The following is a 23,678-nucleotide window of genomic DNA, read 5'->3' as shown; positions in this document are numbered from 1 at the left end:
CCGTCTTAGCATTTACACGAATGAACAAATTCATTAAAAATATCATTGCCTTTTCCATTAAAAATAAAGCATTTACCTTTATTTGGGTCGGTATTTTGGCTATTGCTGGTTTCATTAGCTTTAAAAGCATGCCCATTGAGGCATTTCCTGATGTGACCAATACACAAATAACCATCATTACCCAATGGAATGGAAGGAGTGCGGAGGAAGTCGAACGTTTTGTAACGACACCAATCGAACTAGGCATGAGTCCGGTCCAAAAGAGAACAAGCATACGGAGCACCACCATGTTTGGACTCTCCATTGTTAAAATCATTTTTGATGATGGTGTGGACGATACTTTTGCACGCAACCAGGTCAACAACCTCATGCGGTCTGTAAGCCTACCAGACAATGTCGACCCTGAAGTACAGCCCCCTTATGGCCCTACAGGAGAGATATTCCGTTATACATTACATAGCGATCAACGCAATTCACGCGACCTCCTTACTTTGCAGACCTGGGTCATTGACCGCGCTTTACGTGGTGTCCCAGGTGTAGCAGATATCAACGTTTTTGGTGGACAGGATTTGGTTTACGAAATCAGTACCGACCCGATAAAACTTGACAAATTTAATCTGACTCCTTTGCAGGTATTTGATGCTGTCAGCAAAAGTAACCTGAATGTCGGCGGAGATGTCATCGAAAAAAGTGGCCAGTCTTATGTCGTACGCGGTATTGGTTTGGTCAACTCAATCAATGATATCGAAAACATCACTGTAATCAACCAAAAAGGAAATCCGGTCTTTGTTAAAAATGTAGCCGAAGTAAGAGAAAGCGCGATGCCTCGTGTGGGCCAAGCCGGTTTTGGTAAGAATGATGATGTGGTAGCGGGAACCATCGTAATGCGGAAAGGCGAAAATCCAAGAGAGGTTTTAACTGCTGTAAAAGCGAAAATTGACGAGCTCAACAACAAAATCCTTCCCAAAGATGTCAAAATGCAAACCTTCTATGACCGTGACAATCTCATGGATTTCACGACCCATACCGTTATGCATAACTTGATTGAAGGTATTGTACTCGTCACCTTGATGGTATTGCTCTTTATGGCAGATTGGCGCACTACGGTCATCGTTTCCATTATTATACCCCTCGCATTACTTTTTGCCTTTCTATGTCTTAAACTAGCAGGCATGAGTGCCAACTTGCTTTCTTTGGGCGCAGTAGACTTTGGTATTATCATCGACGGTGCCGTCGTCATGGTTGAAGGGATATTTGTCATGTTGGATCACCAGGCCCATAAGCTGGGCATGGAGAAATTCAACAAAATGGCCAAAGCTGGTTGGATCAAACAGACAGGAACAGGCTTGGGAAAAGCAATCTTTTTCTCCAAGCTAATTATCATCACCTCATTGATCCCCATATTCTCCTTCCAAAAAGTAGAAGGAAAAATGTTTTCGCCACTGGCCTTTACCCTGGGTTTTGCTTTACTGGGAGCATTACTGTTTACCTTGACACTCGTTCCGGCTTTATCGCATATTCTGCTCAATAAAAATGTGAAAGAAAGACACAATCCATTTGTTGAATTCTGGAATAGAATTGTTGCCAAGGGTTTTGGATTCACATTCCGAAACAAGCGTCTGAGTATGATCGTTGCAATTACTTTACTAGCTGCAGTCTTATTTTCTGCAAAATTTTTAGGAACAGAATTTTTACCGACATTAAATGAAGGATCTCTTTGGGTTACTGCCGAGATGCCTATGAGCACTTCTTTACGTGAATCGGTTAAAACAACCAAACTGTTAAAGAGTACTTTGGAAACCTTTCCTGAAGTCACCGGCGTACTGTCGCAAACTGGACGGAGCAACGATGGTACCGACCCCAATGGCTTTGGCTTTGTTCAGTTTGCTGTGGCCCTAAAACCTAAAGAGGAATGGACACGTAAAATCACCATGGATCAGTTGATCGAAGAGATGGACCATAAACTCAAACAATTTCAGGGTATCACCTATAACTATTCACAGCCTATTTCGGATAATGTTGCCGAAGCAGTTGCTGGTTTCAAAGCCGAAAACGGCATTAAGATCTTTGGCGATAACCTCGCAACCTTAGACCGCCTGGCGAAAGAAGTTTATGCACAGGTCAAAGGTATTCAAGGCATTAAAGAACCTGGTATTATTCTCAATATTGGTCAGCCCGAAGTGAGTGTGGTATTGGATCGGACCCGTATGGCAGCTTTCAACGTTCTACCGGCAGATGCACAGGCGGTACTGGAAATGGCCTTTGGCGGAAAGACCGCTTCCATTTTGTACGATGGTGAACGCAAATTCAACATTCGCCTACGCTATGCACCCGAATATCGGAAAACAGAAAAAGATATTGCACAGCTGATGGTCCCTTGTGGTGATGGCACATTAATTCCTTTGAAAAGTATCGCGACCATTGAAAAAGATAATGGTGCTGCTTTTATCTATCGCGACAACATCAAACGCTATATCGGCATCAAATTTTCCATCCGCGACCGTGACTTAGGAAGCACCATTGCTGAAGCACAACAAAAAGTAAGTAAAATAAAACTTCCCGAAGGATATTCCATTGGCTGGACTGGACAATTTGAAAATCAGCAGCGTGCTACACACCGTTTAGCACAGGTGGTACCAATCAGTTTGATCGTCATCTTCTTCCTATTGTTTATTCTATTCGGGAATATCAAGGATTCGCTGCTCGTATTGGCCAATGTTCCTTTTGCGCTTATCGGTGGAATTATTGCATTACACGTTACGGGTATGAATTTTGGAATTTCGGCTGGAGTAGGTATGATTGCATTATTCGGGATATGTATCCAGAATGGAGTTATCCTGATCTCGGAATTCCATCAGAACAAGAAGGAAGGTCTACCCAATGACCAATCAATTTACAAAGGTGTAAAATCGCGAACAAGACCTGTAGTCATGACAGCTCTAATGGCTTCCATCGGACTATTGCCAGCTGCATTATCGACAGGTATAGGTTCGGAATCACAAAAACCTTTGGCGATCGTCATCATTGGCGGACTAATCTCAGCGACGATATTGACGTTGTTGGTATTCCCAATCATCTACGATATCTTCAACAGAAAAGAAAAGGTACAACAAACAATCGCTGAATAATGTTGTCCATATTTTATATACTATATACTTAGACTATTAAAAGGTCATCGGTACTGCCTCACGCTGTGAAGCGACAGGGCAGTATCATTTTTTATGATACTTTTGATGTAACATTTGTATCTATTCCGGCTTAAAAATTTCAAAAACAATAAAAAGCCCTTAAGTTTACAACAAATTACCTTCCAAAAAGCAGCTGCTGCTTTTTGGATCACACAAACAAACAAATATTTATGACTATTCTCACCTTTACAATCATCCTTCTCCTGGGTGCTTTTGTAGCAGGACTCTTAGGATCCCTGACAGGCTTAGGCGGAGGGGTCGTTGTCATCCCTTTATTGACTCTTCTGTTTCATGTCGACATCCGTTATGCCATTGGAGCCGCCTTGCTGGCTTCCATAGCGACTTCATCCGGTGCAGCAACAGCTTACGTCAAGGAAGGCATCACCAACATCCGGCTCGGGATGTTTCTTGAAATTGCAACCACCATTGGAGCAGTGATCGGCGCTGTTATTGCCATTTACATGCCTACGAATACCATTGCAATCATCTTTGGTGTTGTACTTATCTTCTCTGCGGCAATGACGGTACGTAAGAAAAACGAACACGCACTTTCCGGCGGTTCGGTCCTGGCGGAAAAATTGAAACTGAACAGTACCTATCCCGCTGACGGCAAATTAATTCCTTACAAACTTACCAACATAGCCGGAGGATTCTCTTTGATGGGGATTGCAGGAATACTTTCCGGATTATTGGGCATTGGTTCCGGTTCCCTTAAAGTACTAGCAATGGACAGCATGATGAAAATCCCATTTAAAGTCAGTACCACAACGAGCAACTTTATGATCGGTGTCACCGCAGCTGCTTCTGCAGTGGTCTATTTACAAAGAGGCTATATGGATCCAGGTATTGCTTTTCCAGTTATCCTAGGCGTATTATGCGGCGCCATTACAGGATCCAAGCTCTTAAAACGGATGAATCCGAAGACTTTACGCATTATTTTCGCCGTCGCCATTACATTGGTGGCATTGGAAATGATCTTCAACGGATTCCAGCACAAATTCTAAAAACGGTAGTTTACACGATTTAGAATTTTAGGTTTGTAACATCCTTCCGTTAGACGATGAAGGACATAACTACTCAAAATGAAACAAGTATTTTCGAAACACTATTGGGGAGACAAGGACATCTCACTTTTGGTAGGACAAATTTTACGTATTGGCGTTATATTCGCCTCCTCTATTCTTATCCTTGGCGGTATCTTCTACCTCATTGTTCATGGACAGGACACCGTACCGAATTACAGAGATTTTGTCGGTGAGGGGAATTCCAACACAACAATTACCGGAATTATTACCGGGGCATTCAACCGGAATATTCCACAGGTTATACAGCTAGGTGTACTTCTATTGATTTGCACCCCCATCGTGCGCGTGATCGGCTCGTTATTTGGGTTTGTCATCGAGAAGGACCGGCTTTACATTATTATCACATTGATTGTATTAACAGTCATTATAGGCAGTATACTCAGCGGAATCAAGGGATAATAAGGCTTTATCTCTTGATCCGCCGCCAGGCAGATTTTTCCAATGCGTATTCAAAATTTTTACGTTCAGGTTCGTTCACATAGCTGACCATCTTTTCAGCCACTTTGATTGCACCCAAGCGCTCAACTGCCGTCTGAGAACGATAATTTTCAGCCCCCACATGCAGGTAAATTCGATCCACAAAATTGAAGGCAAAATCAAACATCATCTCTTTGACCAATGGATTGATCCCTGCACCCCAATATGCACGGGCATAAAACGTATACCCAACAAAAATCGATTTTTCCGCTTCATCAAGCCCATAATACCGTGTACTACCGATGCAGGCACCACTTTCCTTATCGAAGATCAAATAAGCAGACTTACTTGCTAAGGCACCTTCAAAAAATAGGCGAAAAACATCTTCCTTCCAGCGATCCTTATTGGGATGCTGTTCCCAGATCAGGGGATCTCTGGCAACTTGATATAGCGTATCAAAATCCGCTGGTTCTATGATTCGTAATACGACCTTATCATTTTCAAGAGTATTGGGTGCAACAAACTTCATGAGACATATTTATAGTTTTAGCAATCAAATTATTTTAAATCCTACAGAAGATACCAATTATTGATGAAACTATTTGAATTACGGCAATATCCAGTCAAATATTACACCAAAATGTTGATTTCATCACTGTTTTGATCAAATTGAATAAAAGCAATAGCCAGCAACTGAATTATTTTAACTTAGGATTGACAGGAATCAAACAGCTTGTTAAATTAGCATTGCAAAATTTTGTATTTTACAGCCAAATGGAACAATTCAAGGAATTTGTAAAACAACGCATTGATGTCACTGAGGAAGAACTGAATGACATCGTTTCACGTTATCAGGTAAGGAAAATAAAGAAAAAAGAATACTTCCTCCGGGCTGGCGAGGTGTGTCACCATGAAGCATACGTGATCAGCGGTTTATTTAAATCTTTCTATGTCACCGCCGATGGGATCGAACACATTCTACAGTTTGCAATTGAAGATTGGTGGATCGGTGATATTGCCAGCTTTAATTATCAGGAGCCAGCACTTCAAAATATCCAGGCTTTGGAAAACGCTGTGGTACTTACACTGTCAAAAAAAAATAAAGACAAACTTTACGAAGATCATCCAATCTTTGAGAAACTCTCCAGGATAATGGCCCAACGTGCACAAATAGCATCGCAGCACCGTATTATCTCGAGCATAGGTTTTACAGCACAAGAGCGGTATCTGGATTTCATCAAAAGGTATCCTAAAATCTACCCGCGGATCTCCAATATGCAATTAGCATCCTATCTTGGCGTCACACAAGAGTTTCTAAGCCGTCTAAAAAGACAAATATTAAAGCCGAATCGAAATTCTTGACCTACATCAATTTTTTCGTTGTTAGTTTATCCCACCTTTGCAAAAGCTTGTTCAAACAAACATTTTGAACTTTTGAAGGTTAGATAAATAAAAAGAAAACACATGAATAAATTTTTCCAAATTTTGGCTGTAGCAGTATTAATGGTTAATGTTGCTGTAGCACAAGTAAAATGGTCTGCAGACCCTGCGCATACAAATGCAAGATTCGATGTAAAACACCTTGGAATCAGCTTTGTTGACGGTGAATTCACAAAGGTAGAAGGTACAGTTGAAACTGCAACAGGAACAGGCTTTAACAATGCTAAAGTTAATTTTTCTATCGACGTCAACAGCATCGATACACGTATCGCTGCCCGTGACAATCATTTAAAGACCGATGATTTCTTTGCTGCGGAAAAATTCCCCAAAATGACATTAAAGTCTATCAGTTTTACAAATGCGAAAGTAAAAGGAAAATATATTATGATAGCAGATTTGACTATTCGTGATGTAACGAAAAAAGTAACTTTCGAGGTGACTCAAAATGGTGGAATCATTACTGATCCATGGGGAAAAACACGTGCTGGCTTTACTGCTAAAACAAAAATTAACCGTCAGGATTTCGGCATGAAATACAATGATAAATTACCTTCTGGTGTAGAAGCGGTTGCTTCTGATGTAGATATCATTGTCAATACCGAATTGGTATTGAACTAATTGAAAATAATAAATCACACAAACTTAGTGGCTATCCTATTTGATATAGGATAGCCACTTTTTTATAAGCCTTTTAACATACCGCCATCCAGGGGAATATTGGTCCCAGTCAGATAACCAGCATATTCGGAGCAAAGAAAAGCGACGAGATAACCGTATTCTTCAGGCTTACCCAGGCGCTGTGCAGGAACCTGTTTTAACCGTAATTGCAGCGCTTCCTCATAGGAAATCCCCAGACGTTGTGCATCTAGCTTGGTTAGCGACTGGATACGATCCGTATCAAACAGACCTGTTAAGATGCTGTTGACAGTCACGCCATCTTTAGCGACATCCACGGCCAACGATTTACTCCAGCTAATCAATGCTGTACGGATCGTATTGGACAACACTAAATTAGATACCGGTTCTTTCACTGTTGAAGAAGACACATTAATAATACGTCCGTATCGGTTTGCCAACATATAAGGCAGCGCACATGAGGTTGTGTAACAGTGATTTTGAAATAAGAGTTCAAAAGCATGTTGGTAATCCGCCAGATTTTTTTGGTCTATGGTTCCAGCTTGTGGGCCATTCGAATTATTGATCAAAATATCAACCTTATTCGACTCAAAATAATGTGCTATCTGCTTTTTGTATGCTTCGTGATCGTTGTAGTCCACCAGTATATACTGATGCACCTGCCCTTTGGAAGTATCAAGACTTTCACAGGTACGCTGTAGCTTTTCCTCATTTCGGGAAGCTAAAGTTACAGATACGCCGCAAGAGGCAAGCACCTGGGCAATACCTGCACCAATACCAGCAGAGCTCGCTCCGATCAACGCCTTTTTCCCATTTAGATTGATTTCCATAGCTTTTGTTTTCAATTTTATAGTGTATATGTATGCATAGCCAGTCACCGTTACTGAAAATGCGTTCTAGATCCTGCTAATCGTTGTCCTTTGCCCGAATCATGGCGACAAATAAATATATGGCAAATACCCATGCTGAGCCTAGACATATCCAGGCAAAAATGGGAATTCCCCACCACTGCGGTTCTACCCTCGCGACGATAATCATTCCACCCAGTAAATTGAGCGACATAAACATAATTCCGATGACAATACGATTGACCCCCTTGCGTAAAATAGCATTAAATGATCGCGCACTGATCAGACGATGGTTTAAGGTAAAATTTCCTGTCCGAAACAAACGTACAAGAGCGCGCATATCTTCAGGGAGTTTTTCGACATCGCGTGCAAAAGATTCAACTTTATGTTTGCCCTTTTTGAAGATTGCCTCTGGAGAGAGTCGCTCCATCATAATCCTTCGTGCAAAAGGCTTGATACTCTCCATAATATTAAGATCGGGATATAACTGGCGTCCAATACCTTCCATCAACGAAATACCCCGCATCAACTGATAGATATATTCCGGAAAATACAAGCGGTTGTCGCCAATGATGTTCCACAGTTTATTGAACAATAAATCTAAGCTAAGATCCCCGAGAGACACATTGTCAATCATATCGAAAATCTCATATAGGGATCTTTCAAACCGGTTACGATCCGGAATATGGCTCACCACCGCAACGTCTTCAATCACATCGGCTAAACGGACAGCATCTTCGGAAATAGCCGATTGAATAAACTCCTCAAGCTGCCTACGGTCTATTCCCAATAATTTACCCATATTTCCAAAATCCAAAAAAGCAATCCGTCCATCTGGCATCACCATCATATTGCCGGGATGGGGGTCGCCATGAAAGAAACCATGAATAATCACTTGCTCAAGGTATAAATTGATCCCATTTTTGACCAGCGTTTGGACATCCATTCCCCGACGTTTAATTTCAACGGCATCAGTTACCTTGAAACCATCAAGATATTCCATGCAAAGAACACGGTCCGATGAGAGTTCAGGATAAACACGGGGTACCTTGATCAGTTTATTTCCTTTAAAGTTCTTCGTGAAGCGTTCGATGTTATGCCGCTCAATCACCAGGGACATCTCTTCCTGCATGGTCGTAGCGAAAGATTCAACAATTAGCAGAAGATTAAGGTTTTCCAGTACATCATTGTACATGGTTAGAATTTTGGCAATATCACGCATGAGTGCTAGATCACAGCGCATAACCTCATCGATACCTGGACGTCGGACTTTTAAAACCACTTGGGTCCCATCTTTTAAGGTTGCGCGATATACTTGTGCAATAGAAGCCGCAGCAAAAGGTTCCGCAGCAACTTCCTGGAAATGCGCCTCAATATCCAGCTCCAGTTCTTCCTTCAGATACGATTTAATATCCACTTCAAAGGGCGGCACATTGTCCTCTAGACGCTTCAGTTCCTCTACGAGCTCTTTGGGCAACAATCCTTCCCGCGTCGAAGCAGATTGTCCAAGCTTGATAAAAGCCGGACCGAGCTCCTCAAGTGCCATGCGAATACGGGTATAAACACTAATCTCATCGACATCAATAGGATGTTCTACGGCTGATCTGGGTCCTTTCCACGGCAATCGAGCGATCGCATCTTTAAAACCATATTTGGCCAGTATACTTAAGATCTGGGAACTGCGCTGTAACTTCTTTGTCGGATTATACATAATGGACAATGATTTTCGATAACAATATACGAAATATCCATGCGCTATAAACACGAACACCTGTAAAACAAAGTAGATATTTCATATGGTCGCCTTATTCCGTCTCCATTTGATCCAACTTTTCCTTGATCTCTGCGATATACCTACTGTAGTAACAACGAATCATAATTTCTGTCAGACCAACAACAAGGACGATAGACACAATTGCCGAAAGAATCATCCACACAATAAAGTTCGGTTCCTGTTGGAAAGTTTCCTTGAAATGGTACAACCGATCAAACCACACCGTTGTCTTATTCTGTGCTATCATAATAAGATATAGAAACAAAGCTTGTGGAATCATCACATAGGCCGCAATACGATAAGTCTCTACGGCATACTTCAAATCGTAATACAACTTGAGCAAGTGTTCTTTAGAAGCCAACAACTCGATCTTTTTCGTGCTCTTTACCAAATAAAAGAACCTCCGGTAATATAAAAGACTTGATAATGATATCTGTACGATAAAAAAGTAATAGGCAAATGCCGCATAACCTTCAATCTTATACATTGGCAAGATAGGCACCAAAAACAAAAAGCCCATACAAACGACCCAGGAGATAAACTCGCGTTTGATATTCTTGCGCAACTTGCCCATGATATTGCCAACTTCCTTATAGTATTTGAGATTTGGATTCTGTAAATCCTCATCTGTAGGCTGTTCTTGCCAAGATTTTTTTAACTCATCAAAATTCATACTTGTATTTTTTAATGATTTGTTGAATTCGCTCCTTCGTGCGGTTTAATTTTACGCGGGCATTGACTTCCGATATACCCAGATTCTCTGCAATCTCGCGATGACTCTGACCTTCCAAAAACAAAAATATCAGGGCTTTTTCAATTGCGTTGAGCTCTTGAACGGCCTGATAAAAGACTTTCAGTTGCTCATCTTTATCGGTATCGTAAGCTTCTTCTGCAAAATCATGCCGCTCCTCTAACGCATCATAAATCTGATGCTTCTTTTCTTTTTTTAAGAATACCATTGCGGTATTGAGGGCAACACGGTACATCCACGTTGAAAATTTACTCTGTTGCTTAAATGTCGCATAGGATTTCCACAGCTGATAGACGATCTCCTGATACAGATCTTGCCGCCCCTCGTGATCATCCATATACATACGGCTCACCTTAACGAGAATACCTTTATTCTCGTCAATCAGTCGAAGAAATTCTATTTCCGATGGGTTCACCTAGCGATTTTTCTTTAAATATATTTAGGTAATAAGTATAGCAAACAAACAAAGTGTTACAGCTTTATTTAAAAATATGTAAATTGTTATTAAAATAGAGACTAATCGCTGAAGATTATGGAGAATATATTTTATCAAGGTCAAATTATATGGGCGCAGATCGATGCAAATAGACATATGCGGCATTCTGCTTACGCAGACATATGTGCTCAGGCCCGTAGTAATATGTTGAACAAAATGGGCTTTTCACTGGATAAATTTGCCGAATTTCATATCGGTCCAATTTTGTTCAGGGAAGAACTCATCTATTTTAAAGAAGTACATTTGGATGAATATGTACAGGTAAAAGTAGAACTGACCAAATACAACAAAACAAATAGTCGCTTTTCATTTATACATCAGGTTTTTCGTAATGACGGAGTTTTGTGCTGTACCGTTAACGTTGATGGAGCCTGGCTGGACCTTCAAAAGCGGAAATTAACGAAATTACCAGAAGAGATGGAGCCCTATCTCGCCAGAATTCCCCGATCTGAAAACTATACCGAAACTGAGTAGTCTTTTCATCATGTCAAGACCATCCTTATAAAAGAAAAATCCCTCGGAACACAAACGGAACTCCGAGGGATTAAAACATAAACTAAACCTAAAAACTATTGCCTTTTATTCACCTTTTGGTCATTTCTAAAATGAACTATTTCTTGTGTACTGCTGAATTATTTAACTTCAATCAAACGTTTTGCAATGATTGCATCTTCTTTCTTGCCAACAGTCAAAATTAATATCCCACCTTCATAGGCAGCCTCGATATTGCTGTAATCTACGGTCTCTGGCAAGGTAAATGATCTTGAGAACGAAGAGTAATTGAATTCTTTTTTGCTGTATAATTTTTCTTCACTAACACTTTCCTCTTTTTTCTCAGCTGAAATCGTAATTAGATTTTTATCCACATTGATCTTAAAATCAGATTTATCCAATCCAGGCGCTGCCATTTCAACTTTAAATGATTTTTCGGATTCTGATATATTGACCGCCGGCACACGGGATACCAAACGATCGGAGATGAAGTTATCATTGAATAAATTGTCAAATACAGTGTTTACAAATGGATTTACTGCATCAGTGTTTAAACTTTTTGTAGGGAATTTAATTAATGCCATTTTTTGTCCTCCTAATTTTTTGTTTTATTGTTAAGCTTTTTTGTTCTAACTATTTGAAGAGAATTATTCAATTTGCGTACCAGCAGTTTTTAAAAGACAAAATGTCATTTTAAAATAAAAACAAATGCCATTTTGACTTATTCACAAACTATTGTTAGCGACTTAGCGATCAATCTGTCATCGACAGGATCCAGTCTTATCATAAATTGTACCCATATACACAGTAACGTATAGGAGACAAAACAGTTTATCAGAAGGTGTTATTTTTTTATTAGGCATCTGAAGCAGAGCATTCAACTAACAGACTAACGCAGAAGAGAAAAACAGTTTATCAGAAATCGCTATTTTTATTAAGTATCTCAAGCGGAGCGTTCAAAAAAATCATTAAGGTTGATTTTGTTCCAATGTAGCGATCAATAAGAATTTGACAGCATCGTAAATATAGTCCTTGGCCTCCGCATAGGAGATCCCATAGCGCCGAGGTACGACATCAGCATAATGTGGAAATGGCGCAAATAATTTATCATAATATGCATCCAACTGCACCATTGTCGGCAACTCAAACGCCAAACGAAGCTGAAACCGCCGGATAATGGCTGTATCCAATATTTCGGGATGGTTGGTTGCTGCAATCAATACCGCTTCAGCAGGAAAATAATCGATCAGCTGTATAATGGTGTTCACAAGACGACGCATTTCACCCACATCCTTTTCTTCACTAATCCGCGCCTTTCCTATCTGATCGAATTCATCTAAAAACAAAACTGCTTTTTCACGTCCAGCTTTATCGAAGACCTGTTTAATGTGCTGCGAGGTTTCACCAATACGAGAAGAAATGAGATTGCTCAGATTCAATACATAAATTGGTTTTTCGAGCGCTGTGGCCAGGGCTTTCGCCGTTGTTGTTTTTCCACAACCAGAATAACCGTGCAGTAAAATCTTATTGCTAACCGGCAGACCATATTGTGAAAGCTCTTTAATATAACGATGCTCTTTAATCAGCTGATGGAGCTTCTGACGGCTCTCCTCTTCCAAGAAGACATCTTCCAAAGCTATCCTTTCCTTATCGGCAATTACAAGATCGTAAATATTCATAATGTTAATTTAAGACTATCAGATAACAGTTGGCAAAACTAAATCTTTCAGCCAGCATATCGCTGATCCAGTTTCGTTTTAATCCTTGAAATATTTAAGACTAACTTGGGAGCAAGAAAGATCTCCACCAAAGGGAGGGTTCGATTTACGTATCCCCACCTCGATCGTCAGGGCATGGGATACTCTTTCCCGAATCTGATCTAATATTTCTGAAGCCGCAGATTCGAGCAATTTTCGTTTAGGCTGCATGACGCTAGCGGTAATCTGATAGAGTTCTTCGTAATTGAGCGTATTTTTCAAGTTCTCTGTCTCGGTATTCAAAAAGGGAAAACATACATCAATAGAAACAAAAAACTCATTGCCAAGCACCTGTTCTTCTTCATAGTAACCTATTGGTGCATAGAATCGGGCTTCTTTCAGCGATACTGTTTGTAAAATGGTTGCCATGTACAAACCTAAGGAAATTGTTCCATACAGATGGAATTATTTGTATATTTAGCCATACCAAAAACCCAACAGATGAACTTTTTTTTATCATCAGCACTAGCAACAACACTCTTATTTGGTGCCACAGCACTGCAGGCCCAAACCAATATGAAAGCCAGTGACACGGAATATTATAGTCCTGTCCCCCCCACATTAACGATCGATCATGGTATCCCAAGCGATGCAATTGTCCTTTTTGACGGGAAGGATCTCAGCAAGTGGAAAAGTGAAAAAGGGAAAGCCAATTGGACTGTAGCCAACAACGTGCTCGAAGTAAAACCGGGAGCTGGAGCCATTGAGACTAACGAACACTTTAGCGATTTTCAACTGCATGTTGAATGGAAAAGCCCCGAAGTGATCAAGGGTGAAGGCCAAGGGCGAGGCAATAGTGGAATTTTCCTTCAGGGGCATTATGAAATTCAGGTATTGGACAACAATAACAATCCAACCTATGTCAATGGTGGAGCGGGTAGTCTTTATAAACAACGGCCGCCTTTGGCGCAGGTAATTGCACCGGACAAATGGCATGTATATGATATTATTTATAAGGCTCCTCAATTCAGTAAAGATGGAATATTGACCTCTAAAGGAACAGTAACGGTCTTACATAATGGAGTCGTTGTGCAAAACAACACCCAAATCGACGGTACCACAGAATATATAGGGCTACCTAAGCAGATAAGCCATGGCCCTGGCCCAATTATACTGCAGGATCATGGTGATTTGGTCCAGTTCAGAAACATCTGGCTACGTAAACTATAGGTTTGCAGCAAACAATTTTAGTTAGAAAAGCAACAATTCTGTATTAGGTTTTATAGGGCTATTTCCCTAATTTAGCCCTATAAAATTAAAAACAAACGGAATGTAATGAGCTACTTGTGCCATTAATTTCTTACCGCAATAGGCTTAGAAGCCTTATGTGAGTGGATTAATGAAGCGCAAATAACCACTGGAATGGGCTCACTTATGCCGTTGAGTATAAACATTCACACAATATTACAGTTTAATGAAAAGAATTGCGCTATTCTTCTTGTTGGCAAGCTCCATTAGTAGCTATGCACAACGTAACCTCAATTTAGAAGAAACAGTATTTGGCCCCCGAACTTATGCCCCAACATCGATAGCCGGAGCATCGTGGATACCAAAATCAAACAACCTCTCCTATCTCGATAAATCGTATCAGAACCTATTATCCAAAAGCGCTTCCAGCAACTGGAGCGAAACAAATCTCGCGTCTAAAACAGACCTCGAAAAAGCACTAAAAACGGCTATCCCGAACGAAACATTTAATTTGCGCGTATTTCCTTACGACTACAAATGGCGCGACGGAAATGCACTATTACTGCAGGTTGAAGGAAAAGATAAAACCTATACGGTAGCTTACAACATTAAATCAAAAAATATTGAAAGTTTTATCGGGAATGACAATAAGGGAGCTAATCGCGAGATAAGTTCGGATTTTTCAAAAATCGCTTACTTAGTAGACAACAACATCGCAATTATTGACAAAAACGGCAAAATTACTGCTGTAACCAACGATACAGACAAAGGGATTGTCAATGGAAGCGATTATACACACCGTCAAGAATTTGGCATCAAGAAAGGAATGTGGTGGAACAATCTGAATGATAAATTGCTGTACTACCACAAAGACGAGACGATGGTTGCCAATTATCCTTTACCGCAATGGAGTTCCAAAATTGCGGATATCAAATGGATAAAATACCCCATGACAGGCCAAAAATCAGAAGAAGTTTCTTTGATCGTTTACAATACCACCACGGGGCAAAAGGTAACCCTTCAAACCGGCGAGCATTCAGAGCAATATTTAACCATGGTTACCTGGGATCCTTCTGGTAAATACATCTACGTCGGAGTACTTAACCGTGGGCAAAATGATCTTAAAGTCAACAAATACAACGCAGAAAACGGTTCCTTAGTCAAAACCCTGTTCGAAGAAACTGCGACAACCTGGGTTGAGCCAGAAAACCCATTGACATTTTTACCAAACAAACCGGATCAATTCCTTTATCAATCCGATAAAGATGGTTATAATCAACTTTACCTCTATAACACGGAAGGTAATTTGATCAAAAAGTTAGGCTATAAAGACATTGTAATGGAGGCACTCCTTGACTTTTCGGCTGATGGCAACAAAGTAAGTTACACCGGAGTCACCAACAATGGTTTAGATCGCCAATTATTTGAAGTCGATCTAAAATCAGGAAAAACGGTTCAATTAACGAATGAATCGGGCATGCACCATGCAGCGCTAAGCAGCGATGGCAAGTACATCTACGATCAATATAGTAATTTAAAAACACCAAATAAAGTTCAGATCAAAGACGTTAAATCTGCTAAAGAAACAACCTTAGTCAATGCAGAAAACCCTTTTGCCGGAAAAATAAATGATCCTAAAATTGAATTTATACAATTGACATCCGCAGATGGAAAATACCCATTGACAGGACGTATCATTTATCCCAACGATTTTGATCCTGCAAAAAAATACCCCGTCATGTATTATTTATACGGCGGATCACATTCGCAGCTTGTTTCCAACAAATGGCTAGGAGGCGCTGGTTATTTTGATATGTATATGGCCCAACAAGGATATATCGTGTTCACCATGGACAATCGCGGCACAAATTACAGAGGCCGGGATTTCTATACTGCGACGCATCGCAACCTCGGTCAAAACGAAATGGCTGACCAGATGAAAGGAATTGAGTTCCTTAAATCAAAATCTTTTGTTGACCAACAGCGCATGGGTATTTTCGGGTGGAGCTTCGGTGGTTTTATGACAACTTCCTTCATGTTACATCATAACGATATTTTCAAGGCTGCTGTAGCAGGAGGCCCGGTAATCGACTGGAAGTTTTATGAGGTTATGTACGGCGAACGCTACATGGACACTCCACAAGAAAATCCCGAAGGTTACAAATTGACATCTCTGCTCAATAAAGCCGATCAACTGAAAGGAAGACTATTGATTATTCATGGTGCACAAGATCCTGTCGTTGTACAACAAAACAGCATGGAGTTTTTAGAAGCGTGTATTAAAGCCGGAAAGCAAGTAGATTATTTTCTATACCCGACTCATGAACACAATGTAATGGGAAAAGACCGTATTCATATGTACGAAAAAATTGCAGACTACTTCAATCAACACCTCAAAAACCCTTCCTAAAACGCAGGAAAGCAAGAAAAACCAAAAAGGCATCTTTCAATATGAAAGGTGCCTTTTTGGTTTTGTAATGTACAATACGTATCTTTAATAGCAACGTTTTAACCGATTATCCGCAGGCTTTGAAAAAGAATATTCCTTTTACACTGATTATACTGCGCCTTGTCTTAGGCCTGCTGCTGTTGCTCTTTTACTGGCTCAAAGTGGATCATTTTAAATGGTATGCAATTTCATTTCTTATAATCGGATTATTAAGCGACATATTCGACGGCATTATTGCCCGTAAGCTAGCTGTTTCTACCACGCTGTTACGTCGATGGGACTCCAGTGTTGATCTCCTGTTTTTTGCCTGTGTTTCACTGGTAAGTTACCTGAGCTGTCCCCAATTTTTTAAGGATAATGCTACATTGATTTTGATCCTGGTAGGATCAGAGATATTAACCTACATCATTAGCTTTGCAAAATTTAAAAAGGAAATTGCAACACACTCCATTGGAGCGAAGATCTGGACGCTGTTTTTATTCGCTCTTTTAGTTGAATTACTGCTACATTGCCAATCGACAATCTTATTTCAGTTAACGGTCTGGCTAGGCCTTCTTACGCGCCTGGAAATTATTGCTATTATCCTGACGCTCAAAAACTGGTCTAACGACATCCCAAGTATCTACCACGCTATCCAGCTACGCAAAGGAAAGGCGATCCTCAAAAACAAGTTGTTCAATAGTTAATGCGGCTCCTCATCCAAGCCTTCAGATAAACTATACAATGTCCAATGTTTTGTTTTTATTGACTGAGATTCTGTCCGAAGCAATTGGATAAAATCCTGCACACCGAGTTCCTCATTCCCATTACCATGAATCAGAACAATACTTCCGTTCTTGGCCTGCTGCCCTTTAGCCAACCATGCATCCGAGCCAACCGCAATAAGACCATAAGACAACAGCCGTTCAATAATATTTCGATCTGAAACTAGGCCCGGACAACGAAAAAAAACGGAAGGCATAAGGCCATTTTTTAGCATCAATTTTTCATTCTCCAACACCTCATAATTTAGATCCGTATTTTTAGAAAGCAGAAAATTGGACGTTAAAGGATTATTGTTAAAAACATGGTCGTACGTATGATTGATCCAGGTAATCTTTACACCCTTTGTATCCAATGACTTTAGCCATTCCAGATCTGCAGCATGATTTAGCATCCATTTACCCGAAACAGAAACGGCCAGTGGCAGGGTGCTATCAATTCCCTTAAACGCAACGAGAAGATCCTCAAAAATAGCTTTGTCCAAAGGTTTGTGTGAAGGACATAGATCGATCGTCAAATTAATACCAGCCTCTTTGGGAAGTCTAAAATTCAAACCCGCATCCTGTAAGTTATTTTCAGTTTTTCTGACCAAGGAAAAACAACTTTCATATACCGAACCACTTAGACTTTTCGTAACCTGAGCCGCATCTTTGTACAGAACGCTTACTGATCGATCTCCTACTACACGCGTTTGCAATGTAGTAGGATCTACCGTTAAATAATATTTTATAGCATTTGTCTTGAAACTACGGATCCCCACCAAGGAATTATTATTTTCACGAAGGATCAACCACTCGGTTCTGTAGTTTTCCAAATTAGCAAATGAAGCCTGTCCATAAGAGAATAGGGCGTATACCAAAAATAGACAAACAAAAATGAGCTGTTTCATCATCAGTTACCACTTGTTCTTTTTGACTGTAGATTTGTTGGCCATACCGTCTGCTTGCCATCTTTATCGATTGGCAATATGATCTTTTCCCGGGAGACCAACGTTGGTTCTTCACAGGCTAGGTAAGTTAAAATCGCAACGATAATGGCGTTTTGTTTCACCTCATCAAACACAATCTTATCGTAGGTATCGCGATTGGTATGCCAGGTCACTTTACCATAATCCCATGAAGTGGAAGAGAGCCCAAAGGCTGGAATTCCTTTTTGAACGAAAGAAGAGTGATCACTCCCTCCCGTCCCCGGCATGCCCGGAAAACTGGTTTGGATTTCATTGCGGAACTCTTCAGGCAAATATTGCACCCAGCGGCTAATGTATTCGTAGGATTTTTCAAAACCACTCCCCCCGATACGAACAATTCGCCCCGTCCCGTTATCCTGATTCCATACCACCTGTATATTTTTAGCGATCTCGGGATGGTCCTCCACAAATGCAGAAGAACCGTTCAGCCCCTGTTCCTCACTACCCCAGTTACCGACCAAAATCGTTCTTTTATTTTCGGGATAAACCTTTCTTAAAATACGGACTGCCTCCATCATTGTAATCACCCCTGTAGCATTGTCTGTAGCACCCGAAGCTCCGTCCCAAGAATCTAGATGTGCCGAAAGCACAACATATTCGTCCGGTTTTTCTTTTCCTTTGATCTCCGCAATACTATTATAGGTTTTTGATGTCCCAAGCTCTTTTGAATTTCCCTGTAGCGATACCCGAGGTTTGACCCCATGTTCTGCCATGCGGTATAACAGACCATAATCTTCTAATCCGACATTAAATACCGGAATCTGTTTGGACTTCGCATCAAAAATCCGCGTGATACCTGGCAGCTCCGTCCAGTAGGAATCAATAACACCAACGGCTCCAGCATTCTCCAGGGCCAATGGCAATGTCCGACGGGTGCTTCCCGTGTAGAACATGCTGCCCTCCCATTTTTTCAACTGATCACTTTTTAGGGTTTGATATTTTTCATAGCCTTTCGGGGAAGCAGACTCCTTCCAGTTGGCGTCAGATCTTCCCGACAGTGGATTCATCCCAATCAATACAATCTTGCCTTTAATTGTTTTAAGCCAGGACTGAAAATCAGATTGGGAGCTAAACAAGGGCATAGTGACCACTTCTGCCTCGATCCCTTTCTCCTTCGTCATAGGGCTAAAAGCCAACTGTGTACCTTCTAAAGACTTTATTCTCGGATAAGTCATCGTCACTTGAGAAGTCCCCCGTTCCCAGGAACGCCATTCACCATAGGGCTCATTACGAGCCTGTGCTCCAAGCGCATTATAATTTTTGACAACCCAATCATGTGCCTGTTGCATTTGTGGACTCCCGACAAGACGGGGGCCAATCATATCGACAAGCTCAAACGCATACTTCTCCAATTGTGAATTTGCATTTGCCTCCTGCACAATTGACGAAACCATAGCGTCTTTATTTTGAGCAAAAATAGTTGGAGCGCTCAACAATAGAAGTGCCAGCCCCAAAGATTTCATTCCTTGGTGTTTCATTGAATCTATCTTCATCTGTATATCATTATTTATAATTAATTGTTAACCAGCGAACAATACCATCGGGGAGTATACTTAATTGTACATTCACTTTTCTATTTTGTTCACCTATAGCTAATTCAGAAACCCAAAGTTTCCTGTGATTGGTTTTTCCGAAAATTACTAAAGAATATTTAAAAAAATACATTCATTTTTAATCAATTAAATAATATGTCCTTATTTAGTTAAAAAGAGAACATAAAAAAGCCTGAAAAGAGTCTTTCCAGGCTTTACTAAATATAGATATGAGGGTTGATTAGTTACACTGCTTCCACTTTGGATTTTTCGTAGCTCTCTTGGTGGACTGAGGCCACAGCTCTTCCAGATGGATCATTCAGATTCTGGAAAGAAGCATCCCATGCCAAGGCCTCTGGCGTACTGCATGCGACAGATTTTACCGAAGGAACAGTTTGTGCCGCCGCTGTTGAAGGAAAATGGGACTCGAAAATTGTCCGATATAAAAACTCCTCCTTATTTTTCGGTGTGTTTATCGGGAAGCGCGTTGAAGCCTCTGCAAATTCCTGATCAGAAACTTTATTTTCAGCCTGCTCTTTCAAGGTATCGATCCAGCTATAGCCTACACCATCAGAAAATTGCTCTTTCTGGCGCCATGCGATGCTCTCCGGCAAGTAGTCTTCAAATGCCTTACGTACAACCCATTTCTCCATTCTTCCTTCGCGAATCATTTTATCGGAAGGATTGATACGCATGGCAATATCCATAAATTCTTTATCCAAGAAAGGCACACGTCCTTCTACTCCCCAAGCTGCAAGTGACTTATTGGCCCGCAGACAATCGTATAGATAAAGCTTTTTCAGCTTGCGTACAGTTTCCTCATGAAATTCCTGTGCATTAGGTGCTTTATGAAAATAAAGATACCCGCCAAAAAGCTCGTCTGAACCTTCACCCGACAACACCATTTTGATGCCCATTGATTTGATTACACGAGCTAATAAGTACATTGGTGTAGAAGCACGTACCGTTGTGACGTCATAAGTTTCCAGGTGATAGATCACATCACGAATAGCATCCAATCCTTCTTGGATTGTAAAGTTGATCTCGTGGTGTATCGTTCCGATATGATCTGCAGCTTTTTGTGCTGCAATTAGATCCGGTGCACCCTTCAGTCCCACCGCAAATGAATGTAATTGAGGATACCAAGCATCTTCTTTATCGTCACTTTCAATACGTTTCGATGCAAACTTCTTCGTTACCGCTGCAATAACGGATGAATCCAATCCACCAGACAGCAGTACACCGTAAGGTACATCTGACATCAATTGACGATGTACCGCATCTTCCAAAGCTTTGCGCAAAACAGCGATATCGGTCTCGTTGTCTTTTACGACATCGTAACTTTCCCAATCACGTTGGTACCAGCGCTGCGGAGCTTTCCCAGCTTTGCTATACAAGTAATGTCCTGGAGGAAATTGTTCAATCGTCGTACAAAAACCTTCCAGTGATTTTAATTCAGATGCAACAAACAACTGTCCCTGTTCATCTTCACCATAATATAAGGGGATAATGCCCATATGGTCACGTGCGACAAAAAAGGAATCATCACGCGAATCATATAGTGCAAATCCAAAAATACCATTTAATTCGTCCACAAATGAGGGACCTTTTGCTAAATATAAAGCCAAAACAACTTCAGAGTCACTTTGTGTAGAAAACTCATAATCAGGAAGGCTATTTCTTAATTCATGGTGGTTATAGATCTCGCCATTAACTGCTAGTACAACTTTACCATCCGGACTGTACAAAGGTTGACTTCCCGATTTGGGATCAACGATAGCTAATCTCTCGTGTGCCAACAAAGCTTTCTCTCCAGTGAATATACCCGACCAATCGGGACCACGGTGACGAATACGTTTTGACATTTCTAATACTTGAGATCTCAATGAGCTTGCAGGTTGCTTTAATTCAAAAGCGCCAATAATTCCACACATATTATGAAAATTTTAAATATTTCGTTTTTACATTATGTTATTGACACAAAGTAAAACAATTAAAAATTAAATTCATAATATTTTTTAATTTTTATTGTGTTTTTATTAAAAATAACTTTCAAAACAAGCGAAATTATCAACGAAACACTTATTTGTTTACAATAATCACACAATAGATTAACAATTGATCTGCGGATTTATCGTTAAATTAACGTCGTAATCAAATAACCAGGACATGGATCTAATTAGAACCTTCTATAGTGAGCTTGCGCTCACACCACAGGAATTAACGGCCATCACGGAGAAACACGAAGCCATAACCGTCAAAAAGGGCGATTTTATATTGACCAAAGGACAGGTTTCAAATGCATACTACTTGATTGAGTACGGACTTACACGCTCTTTTTTACATGATTATGAAGGCAATGAAGTTACCATCGGCTTCTGCAGTGACAATGATGTTGTCATTGAAGTGGCTTCTTTTTTTCAACGAAATCCAACGGTGGAAAATATTCAGGCGCTCATGGAAACCCGTCTCTGGAAAATAAAATTTGAAGATTTTCAGGAACTCTTTCATCAGATTCCTGAATTTAGGGAATGGGGGCGTTCCTGGATGGCTAAAGAACTTGTTCACAGCAAAAATAGAGCTATTGCCATGATTACAGAACCTGCTACTGCCCGTTATCTACGCCTGATTAAGGAAAAACCAATATTGATACAGCAAGCCCCCTTAAAGCATATCGCATCTTATCTGGGTATCACCGACACTTCCCTAAGCCGTATTCGAAAAGAAATTGTCCACGGAAATTAATCCTTTTTAATGAATAAAGTACTAATTTTTAAATCTTGCCTTAAGGCAAGATTTTTAAGAAAACTTCAGTTTAATTTTATGAATGTACTCCCACGCTATTTATTGTAGTCCCATGGGAATAATACAATGAGAAAAAGAACTAAAAGAAGTAATCATTATATTCAAAAATTAGAAATCATGGCAAAATTACACGCTTACCTAAATTTCAACGGAAACTGTGAAGAAGCATTCAATTTTTATGAAAAAGTCTTCAACACAAAAAATCCCGGCTACATGCGTTACGGAGATATCCCCGCTGATCCACAAATGCCACCTGTTCCAGACGAAGCAAAAAACAAAATCTGCCATACAGCAATTTCGATCAATGGAGACAGCATGTTAATGGGTGCTGATGTCATTCCTGCTTTTGGTCAACAATACATTCAAGGAAACAACAGCTACGTCATGCTGATGTGTGAAAGCACCACAGAGGCAAAAACATTATACGATGCACTGAGTACCAATGCAAAGGCTGTTGAAATGCCCCTCGGCGAAACATTCTTTGCTGAACTATACAGCGCTTTTCAAGATCAATTTGGCATTTGCTGGATGGTTTATTTTGGCGGAAATAAAGAAGAAGATTGCGAAAGTAAGCCTTAAGCCAGCGAAACAGTCCGTAATGTATTTGGCAAAAAAAAGGCGGTAACAACAGTTTACCGCCCTTTCTATTTTCGATGACTTCTGCCTATTTTATGCGATCTCAATCGAAACTGTCGCTACAGCAAGTGCATCCCTATTCCACCGTAAGCTCCCCCTAAAGCTGAACGTATTATTTCTTTACCAATACCTCTTGCTCAAACAGGATCCCATCCCAGCCATTTGTCCTAAATTGACGAATGTTCTGATGTCCCTCTCCCTCAGGATTATCGAGTACATTCTGATAATGCTCGGCAAAAAGACGCAAAGTATCCTCCTGCGAAAGACCATTCAACTGTGCAAAATAGAAAACTTTTGCACTGCCTTGATTTTCTTCTTTCGAATTTTTCAACGTCCCATTCTGAAATGCACTGGGACTATAGCTGTAATGATCGGCAATATGAGCCAATACTTCCTGAAACTGTAATTCGCTTCCTTTTGATTTAATCAATAATTCTGCTGTATTCATCTTGATG

General features: G+C 40.4%; 23 protein-coding genes. 11 read left to right on the top strand and 12 right to left on the bottom strand.

Annotation, left to right across the window (positions count from 1 at the left end):
* The first annotated feature begins 20 nt into the window (after positions 1–20).
* From A9970_RS27625 to A9970_RS27615, 3 genes are all read left to right on the top strand, one after another.
* On the top strand, positions 21–3,128 hold the full coding sequence (locus A9970_RS27625) for an efflux RND transporter permease subunit (protein ID WP_153846819.1): 3,108 nt from the start codon (positions 21–23) through the stop codon (positions 3,126–3,128).
* A 230-nt stretch (positions 3,129–3,358) separates the two neighbouring features.
* Positions 3,359–4,192, top strand: coding sequence for a sulfite exporter TauE/SafE family protein (locus tag A9970_RS27620; protein ID WP_075994080.1), 834 nt, complete (start codon positions 3,359–3,361; stop codon positions 4,190–4,192).
* 78 nt (positions 4,193–4,270) lie between these two features.
* A complete protein-coding gene (locus A9970_RS27615; RefSeq protein WP_153846818.1) occupies positions 4,271–4,672 on the top strand; it encodes a DUF1634 domain-containing protein in 402 nt (133 codons plus the stop codon).
* A gap of 7 nt (positions 4,673–4,679) precedes the next feature.
* On the opposite strand, the gene A9970_RS27610 is transcribed toward A9970_RS27615, so the two are convergent.
* Positions 4,680–5,219, bottom strand: coding sequence for a GNAT family N-acetyltransferase (locus A9970_RS27610; protein WP_182984419.1), 540 nt, complete (start codon positions 5,217–5,219; stop codon positions 4,680–4,682).
* Positions 5,220–5,464: 245 nt separating this feature from the next.
* On the opposite strand from A9970_RS27610, the gene A9970_RS27605 reads away from it, so the two are divergent.
* Both A9970_RS27605 and A9970_RS27600 read left to right on the top strand, forming a co-directional pair.
* Positions 5,465–6,052 carry a Crp/Fnr family transcriptional regulator gene (locus A9970_RS27605; protein WP_145328318.1) on the top strand — a complete coding sequence of 196 codons (588 nt, stop codon included), beginning with the start codon at positions 5,465–5,467 and terminating at the stop codon, positions 6,050–6,052.
* Between the two features lie 102 nt (positions 6,053–6,154).
* Entirely contained in the window at positions 6,155–6,748 is a 594-nt protein-coding gene (locus A9970_RS27600; RefSeq protein WP_153846816.1) for a YceI family protein, read from the top strand.
* A gap of 62 nt (positions 6,749–6,810) precedes the next feature.
* Here A9970_RS27600 and A9970_RS27595 read toward each other — a convergent pair whose 3' ends face one another.
* From A9970_RS27595 to A9970_RS27580, 4 genes are all read right to left on the bottom strand, one after another.
* Positions 6,811–7,596, bottom strand: a complete 786-nt coding sequence (locus A9970_RS27595; RefSeq protein WP_182984418.1) for an SDR family oxidoreductase — start codon at positions 7,594–7,596, stop codon at positions 6,811–6,813.
* A 76-nt stretch (positions 7,597–7,672) separates the two neighbouring features.
* Positions 7,673–9,325 carry an AarF/ABC1/UbiB kinase family protein gene (locus tag A9970_RS27590; protein ID WP_182984417.1) on the bottom strand — a complete coding sequence of 551 codons (1,653 nt, stop codon included), beginning with the start codon at positions 9,323–9,325 and terminating at the stop codon, positions 7,673–7,675.
* Positions 9,326–9,419: 94 nt separating this feature from the next.
* Positions 9,420–10,061: a hypothetical protein gene (locus tag A9970_RS27585; protein ID WP_153846813.1), complete on the bottom strand. Its 642-nt coding sequence runs from the start codon at positions 10,059–10,061 to the stop codon at positions 9,420–9,422.
* Positions 10,051–10,554 carry an RNA polymerase sigma factor gene (locus A9970_RS27580; protein WP_075994087.1) on the bottom strand — a complete coding sequence of 168 codons (504 nt, stop codon included), beginning with the start codon at positions 10,552–10,554 and terminating at the stop codon, positions 10,051–10,053. Before A9970_RS27580 ends, A9970_RS27585 begins: the two co-directional genes overlap by 11 nt.
* Positions 10,555–10,671: 117 nt before the next feature.
* On the opposite strand from A9970_RS27580, the gene A9970_RS27575 reads away from it, so the two are divergent.
* Positions 10,672–11,109: a thioesterase family protein gene (locus A9970_RS27575; RefSeq protein ID WP_075994088.1), complete on the top strand. Its 438-nt coding sequence runs from the start codon at positions 10,672–10,674 to the stop codon at positions 11,107–11,109.
* Between the two features lie 158 nt (positions 11,110–11,267).
* On the opposite strand, the gene A9970_RS27570 is transcribed toward A9970_RS27575, so the two are convergent.
* The 3 genes from A9970_RS27570 to A9970_RS27560 form a co-directional block, all read right to left on the bottom strand.
* Complete coding sequence (locus tag A9970_RS27570) at positions 11,268–11,711, bottom strand: Hsp20/alpha crystallin family protein (protein ID WP_075994089.1); 444 nt, start codon at positions 11,709–11,711, stop codon at positions 11,268–11,270.
* 384 nt (positions 11,712–12,095) lie between these two features.
* Complete coding sequence (locus A9970_RS27565; protein ID WP_182984416.1) at positions 12,096–12,806, bottom strand: AAA family ATPase; 711 nt, start codon at positions 12,804–12,806, stop codon at positions 12,096–12,098.
* A gap of 78 nt (positions 12,807–12,884) precedes the next feature.
* On the bottom strand, positions 12,885–13,253 hold the full coding sequence (locus A9970_RS27560) for a dihydroneopterin aldolase (RefSeq protein WP_182984415.1): 369 nt from the start codon (positions 13,251–13,253) through the stop codon (positions 12,885–12,887).
* 72 nt (positions 13,254–13,325) lie between these two features.
* Between A9970_RS27560 and A9970_RS27555 the strand changes: the two genes are divergently transcribed.
* From A9970_RS27555 to A9970_RS27545, 3 genes are all read left to right on the top strand, one after another.
* On the top strand, positions 13,326–14,054 hold the full coding sequence (locus A9970_RS27555; RefSeq protein WP_182984414.1) for a DUF1080 domain-containing protein: 729 nt from the start codon (positions 13,326–13,328) through the stop codon (positions 14,052–14,054).
* A gap of 244 nt (positions 14,055–14,298) precedes the next feature.
* Positions 14,299–16,482, top strand: coding sequence for a DPP IV N-terminal domain-containing protein (locus A9970_RS27550; RefSeq protein WP_182984413.1), 2,184 nt, complete (start codon positions 14,299–14,301; stop codon positions 16,480–16,482).
* Between the two features lie 119 nt (positions 16,483–16,601).
* Positions 16,602–17,207, top strand: coding sequence for a CDP-alcohol phosphatidyltransferase family protein (locus A9970_RS27545; protein WP_200845672.1), 606 nt, complete (start codon positions 16,602–16,604; stop codon positions 17,205–17,207).
* Here A9970_RS27545 and A9970_RS27540 read toward each other — a convergent pair.
* The 3 genes from A9970_RS27540 to asnB form a co-directional block, all read right to left on the bottom strand.
* Positions 17,204–18,175, bottom strand: a complete 972-nt coding sequence (locus A9970_RS27540) for a polysaccharide deacetylase (protein WP_259655501.1) — start codon at positions 18,173–18,175, stop codon at positions 17,204–17,206. The two genes, A9970_RS27545 and A9970_RS27540, sit on opposite strands and share 4 nt — an antisense overlap.
* Positions 18,175–19,743 carry a M20/M25/M40 family metallo-hydrolase gene (locus A9970_RS27535; RefSeq protein ID WP_182984412.1) on the bottom strand — a complete coding sequence of 523 codons (1,569 nt, stop codon included), beginning with the start codon at positions 19,741–19,743 and terminating at the stop codon, positions 18,175–18,177. Before A9970_RS27535 ends, A9970_RS27540 begins: the two co-directional genes overlap by 1 nt.
* A gap of 284 nt (positions 19,744–20,027) precedes the next feature.
* On the bottom strand, positions 20,028–21,716 hold the full coding sequence (gene asnB, locus A9970_RS27530) for an asparagine synthase B (RefSeq protein ID WP_153846806.1): 1,689 nt from the start codon (positions 21,714–21,716) through the stop codon (positions 20,028–20,030).
* 235 nt (positions 21,717–21,951) lie between these two features.
* Here asnB and A9970_RS27525 point away from each other — a divergent pair, with 235 nt between their 5' ends.
* Positions 21,952–22,527: a Crp/Fnr family transcriptional regulator gene (locus A9970_RS27525; protein WP_075994096.1), complete on the top strand. Its 576-nt coding sequence runs from the start codon at positions 21,952–21,954 to the stop codon at positions 22,525–22,527.
* 177 nt (positions 22,528–22,704) lie between these two features.
* Entirely contained in the window at positions 22,705–23,166 is a 462-nt protein-coding gene (locus tag A9970_RS27520; protein ID WP_159731185.1) for a VOC family protein, read from the top strand.
* Positions 23,167–23,335: 169 nt separating this feature from the next.
* Here A9970_RS27520 and A9970_RS27515 read toward each other — a convergent pair whose 3' ends face one another.
* Positions 23,336–23,671, bottom strand: a complete 336-nt coding sequence (locus tag A9970_RS27515) for a HopJ type III effector protein (RefSeq protein ID WP_075994097.1) — start codon at positions 23,669–23,671, stop codon at positions 23,336–23,338.
* Positions 23,672–23,678 lie beyond the last annotated feature (7 nt).

The sequence above is a fragment of the Sphingobacterium sp. UME9 genome, assembly GCF_014170215.1.
Lineage (GTDB): Bacteria > Bacteroidota > Bacteroidia > Sphingobacteriales > Sphingobacteriaceae > Sphingobacterium > Sphingobacterium paramultivorum.
This window is presented reverse-complemented; position numbering and strand designations above follow the sequence as displayed.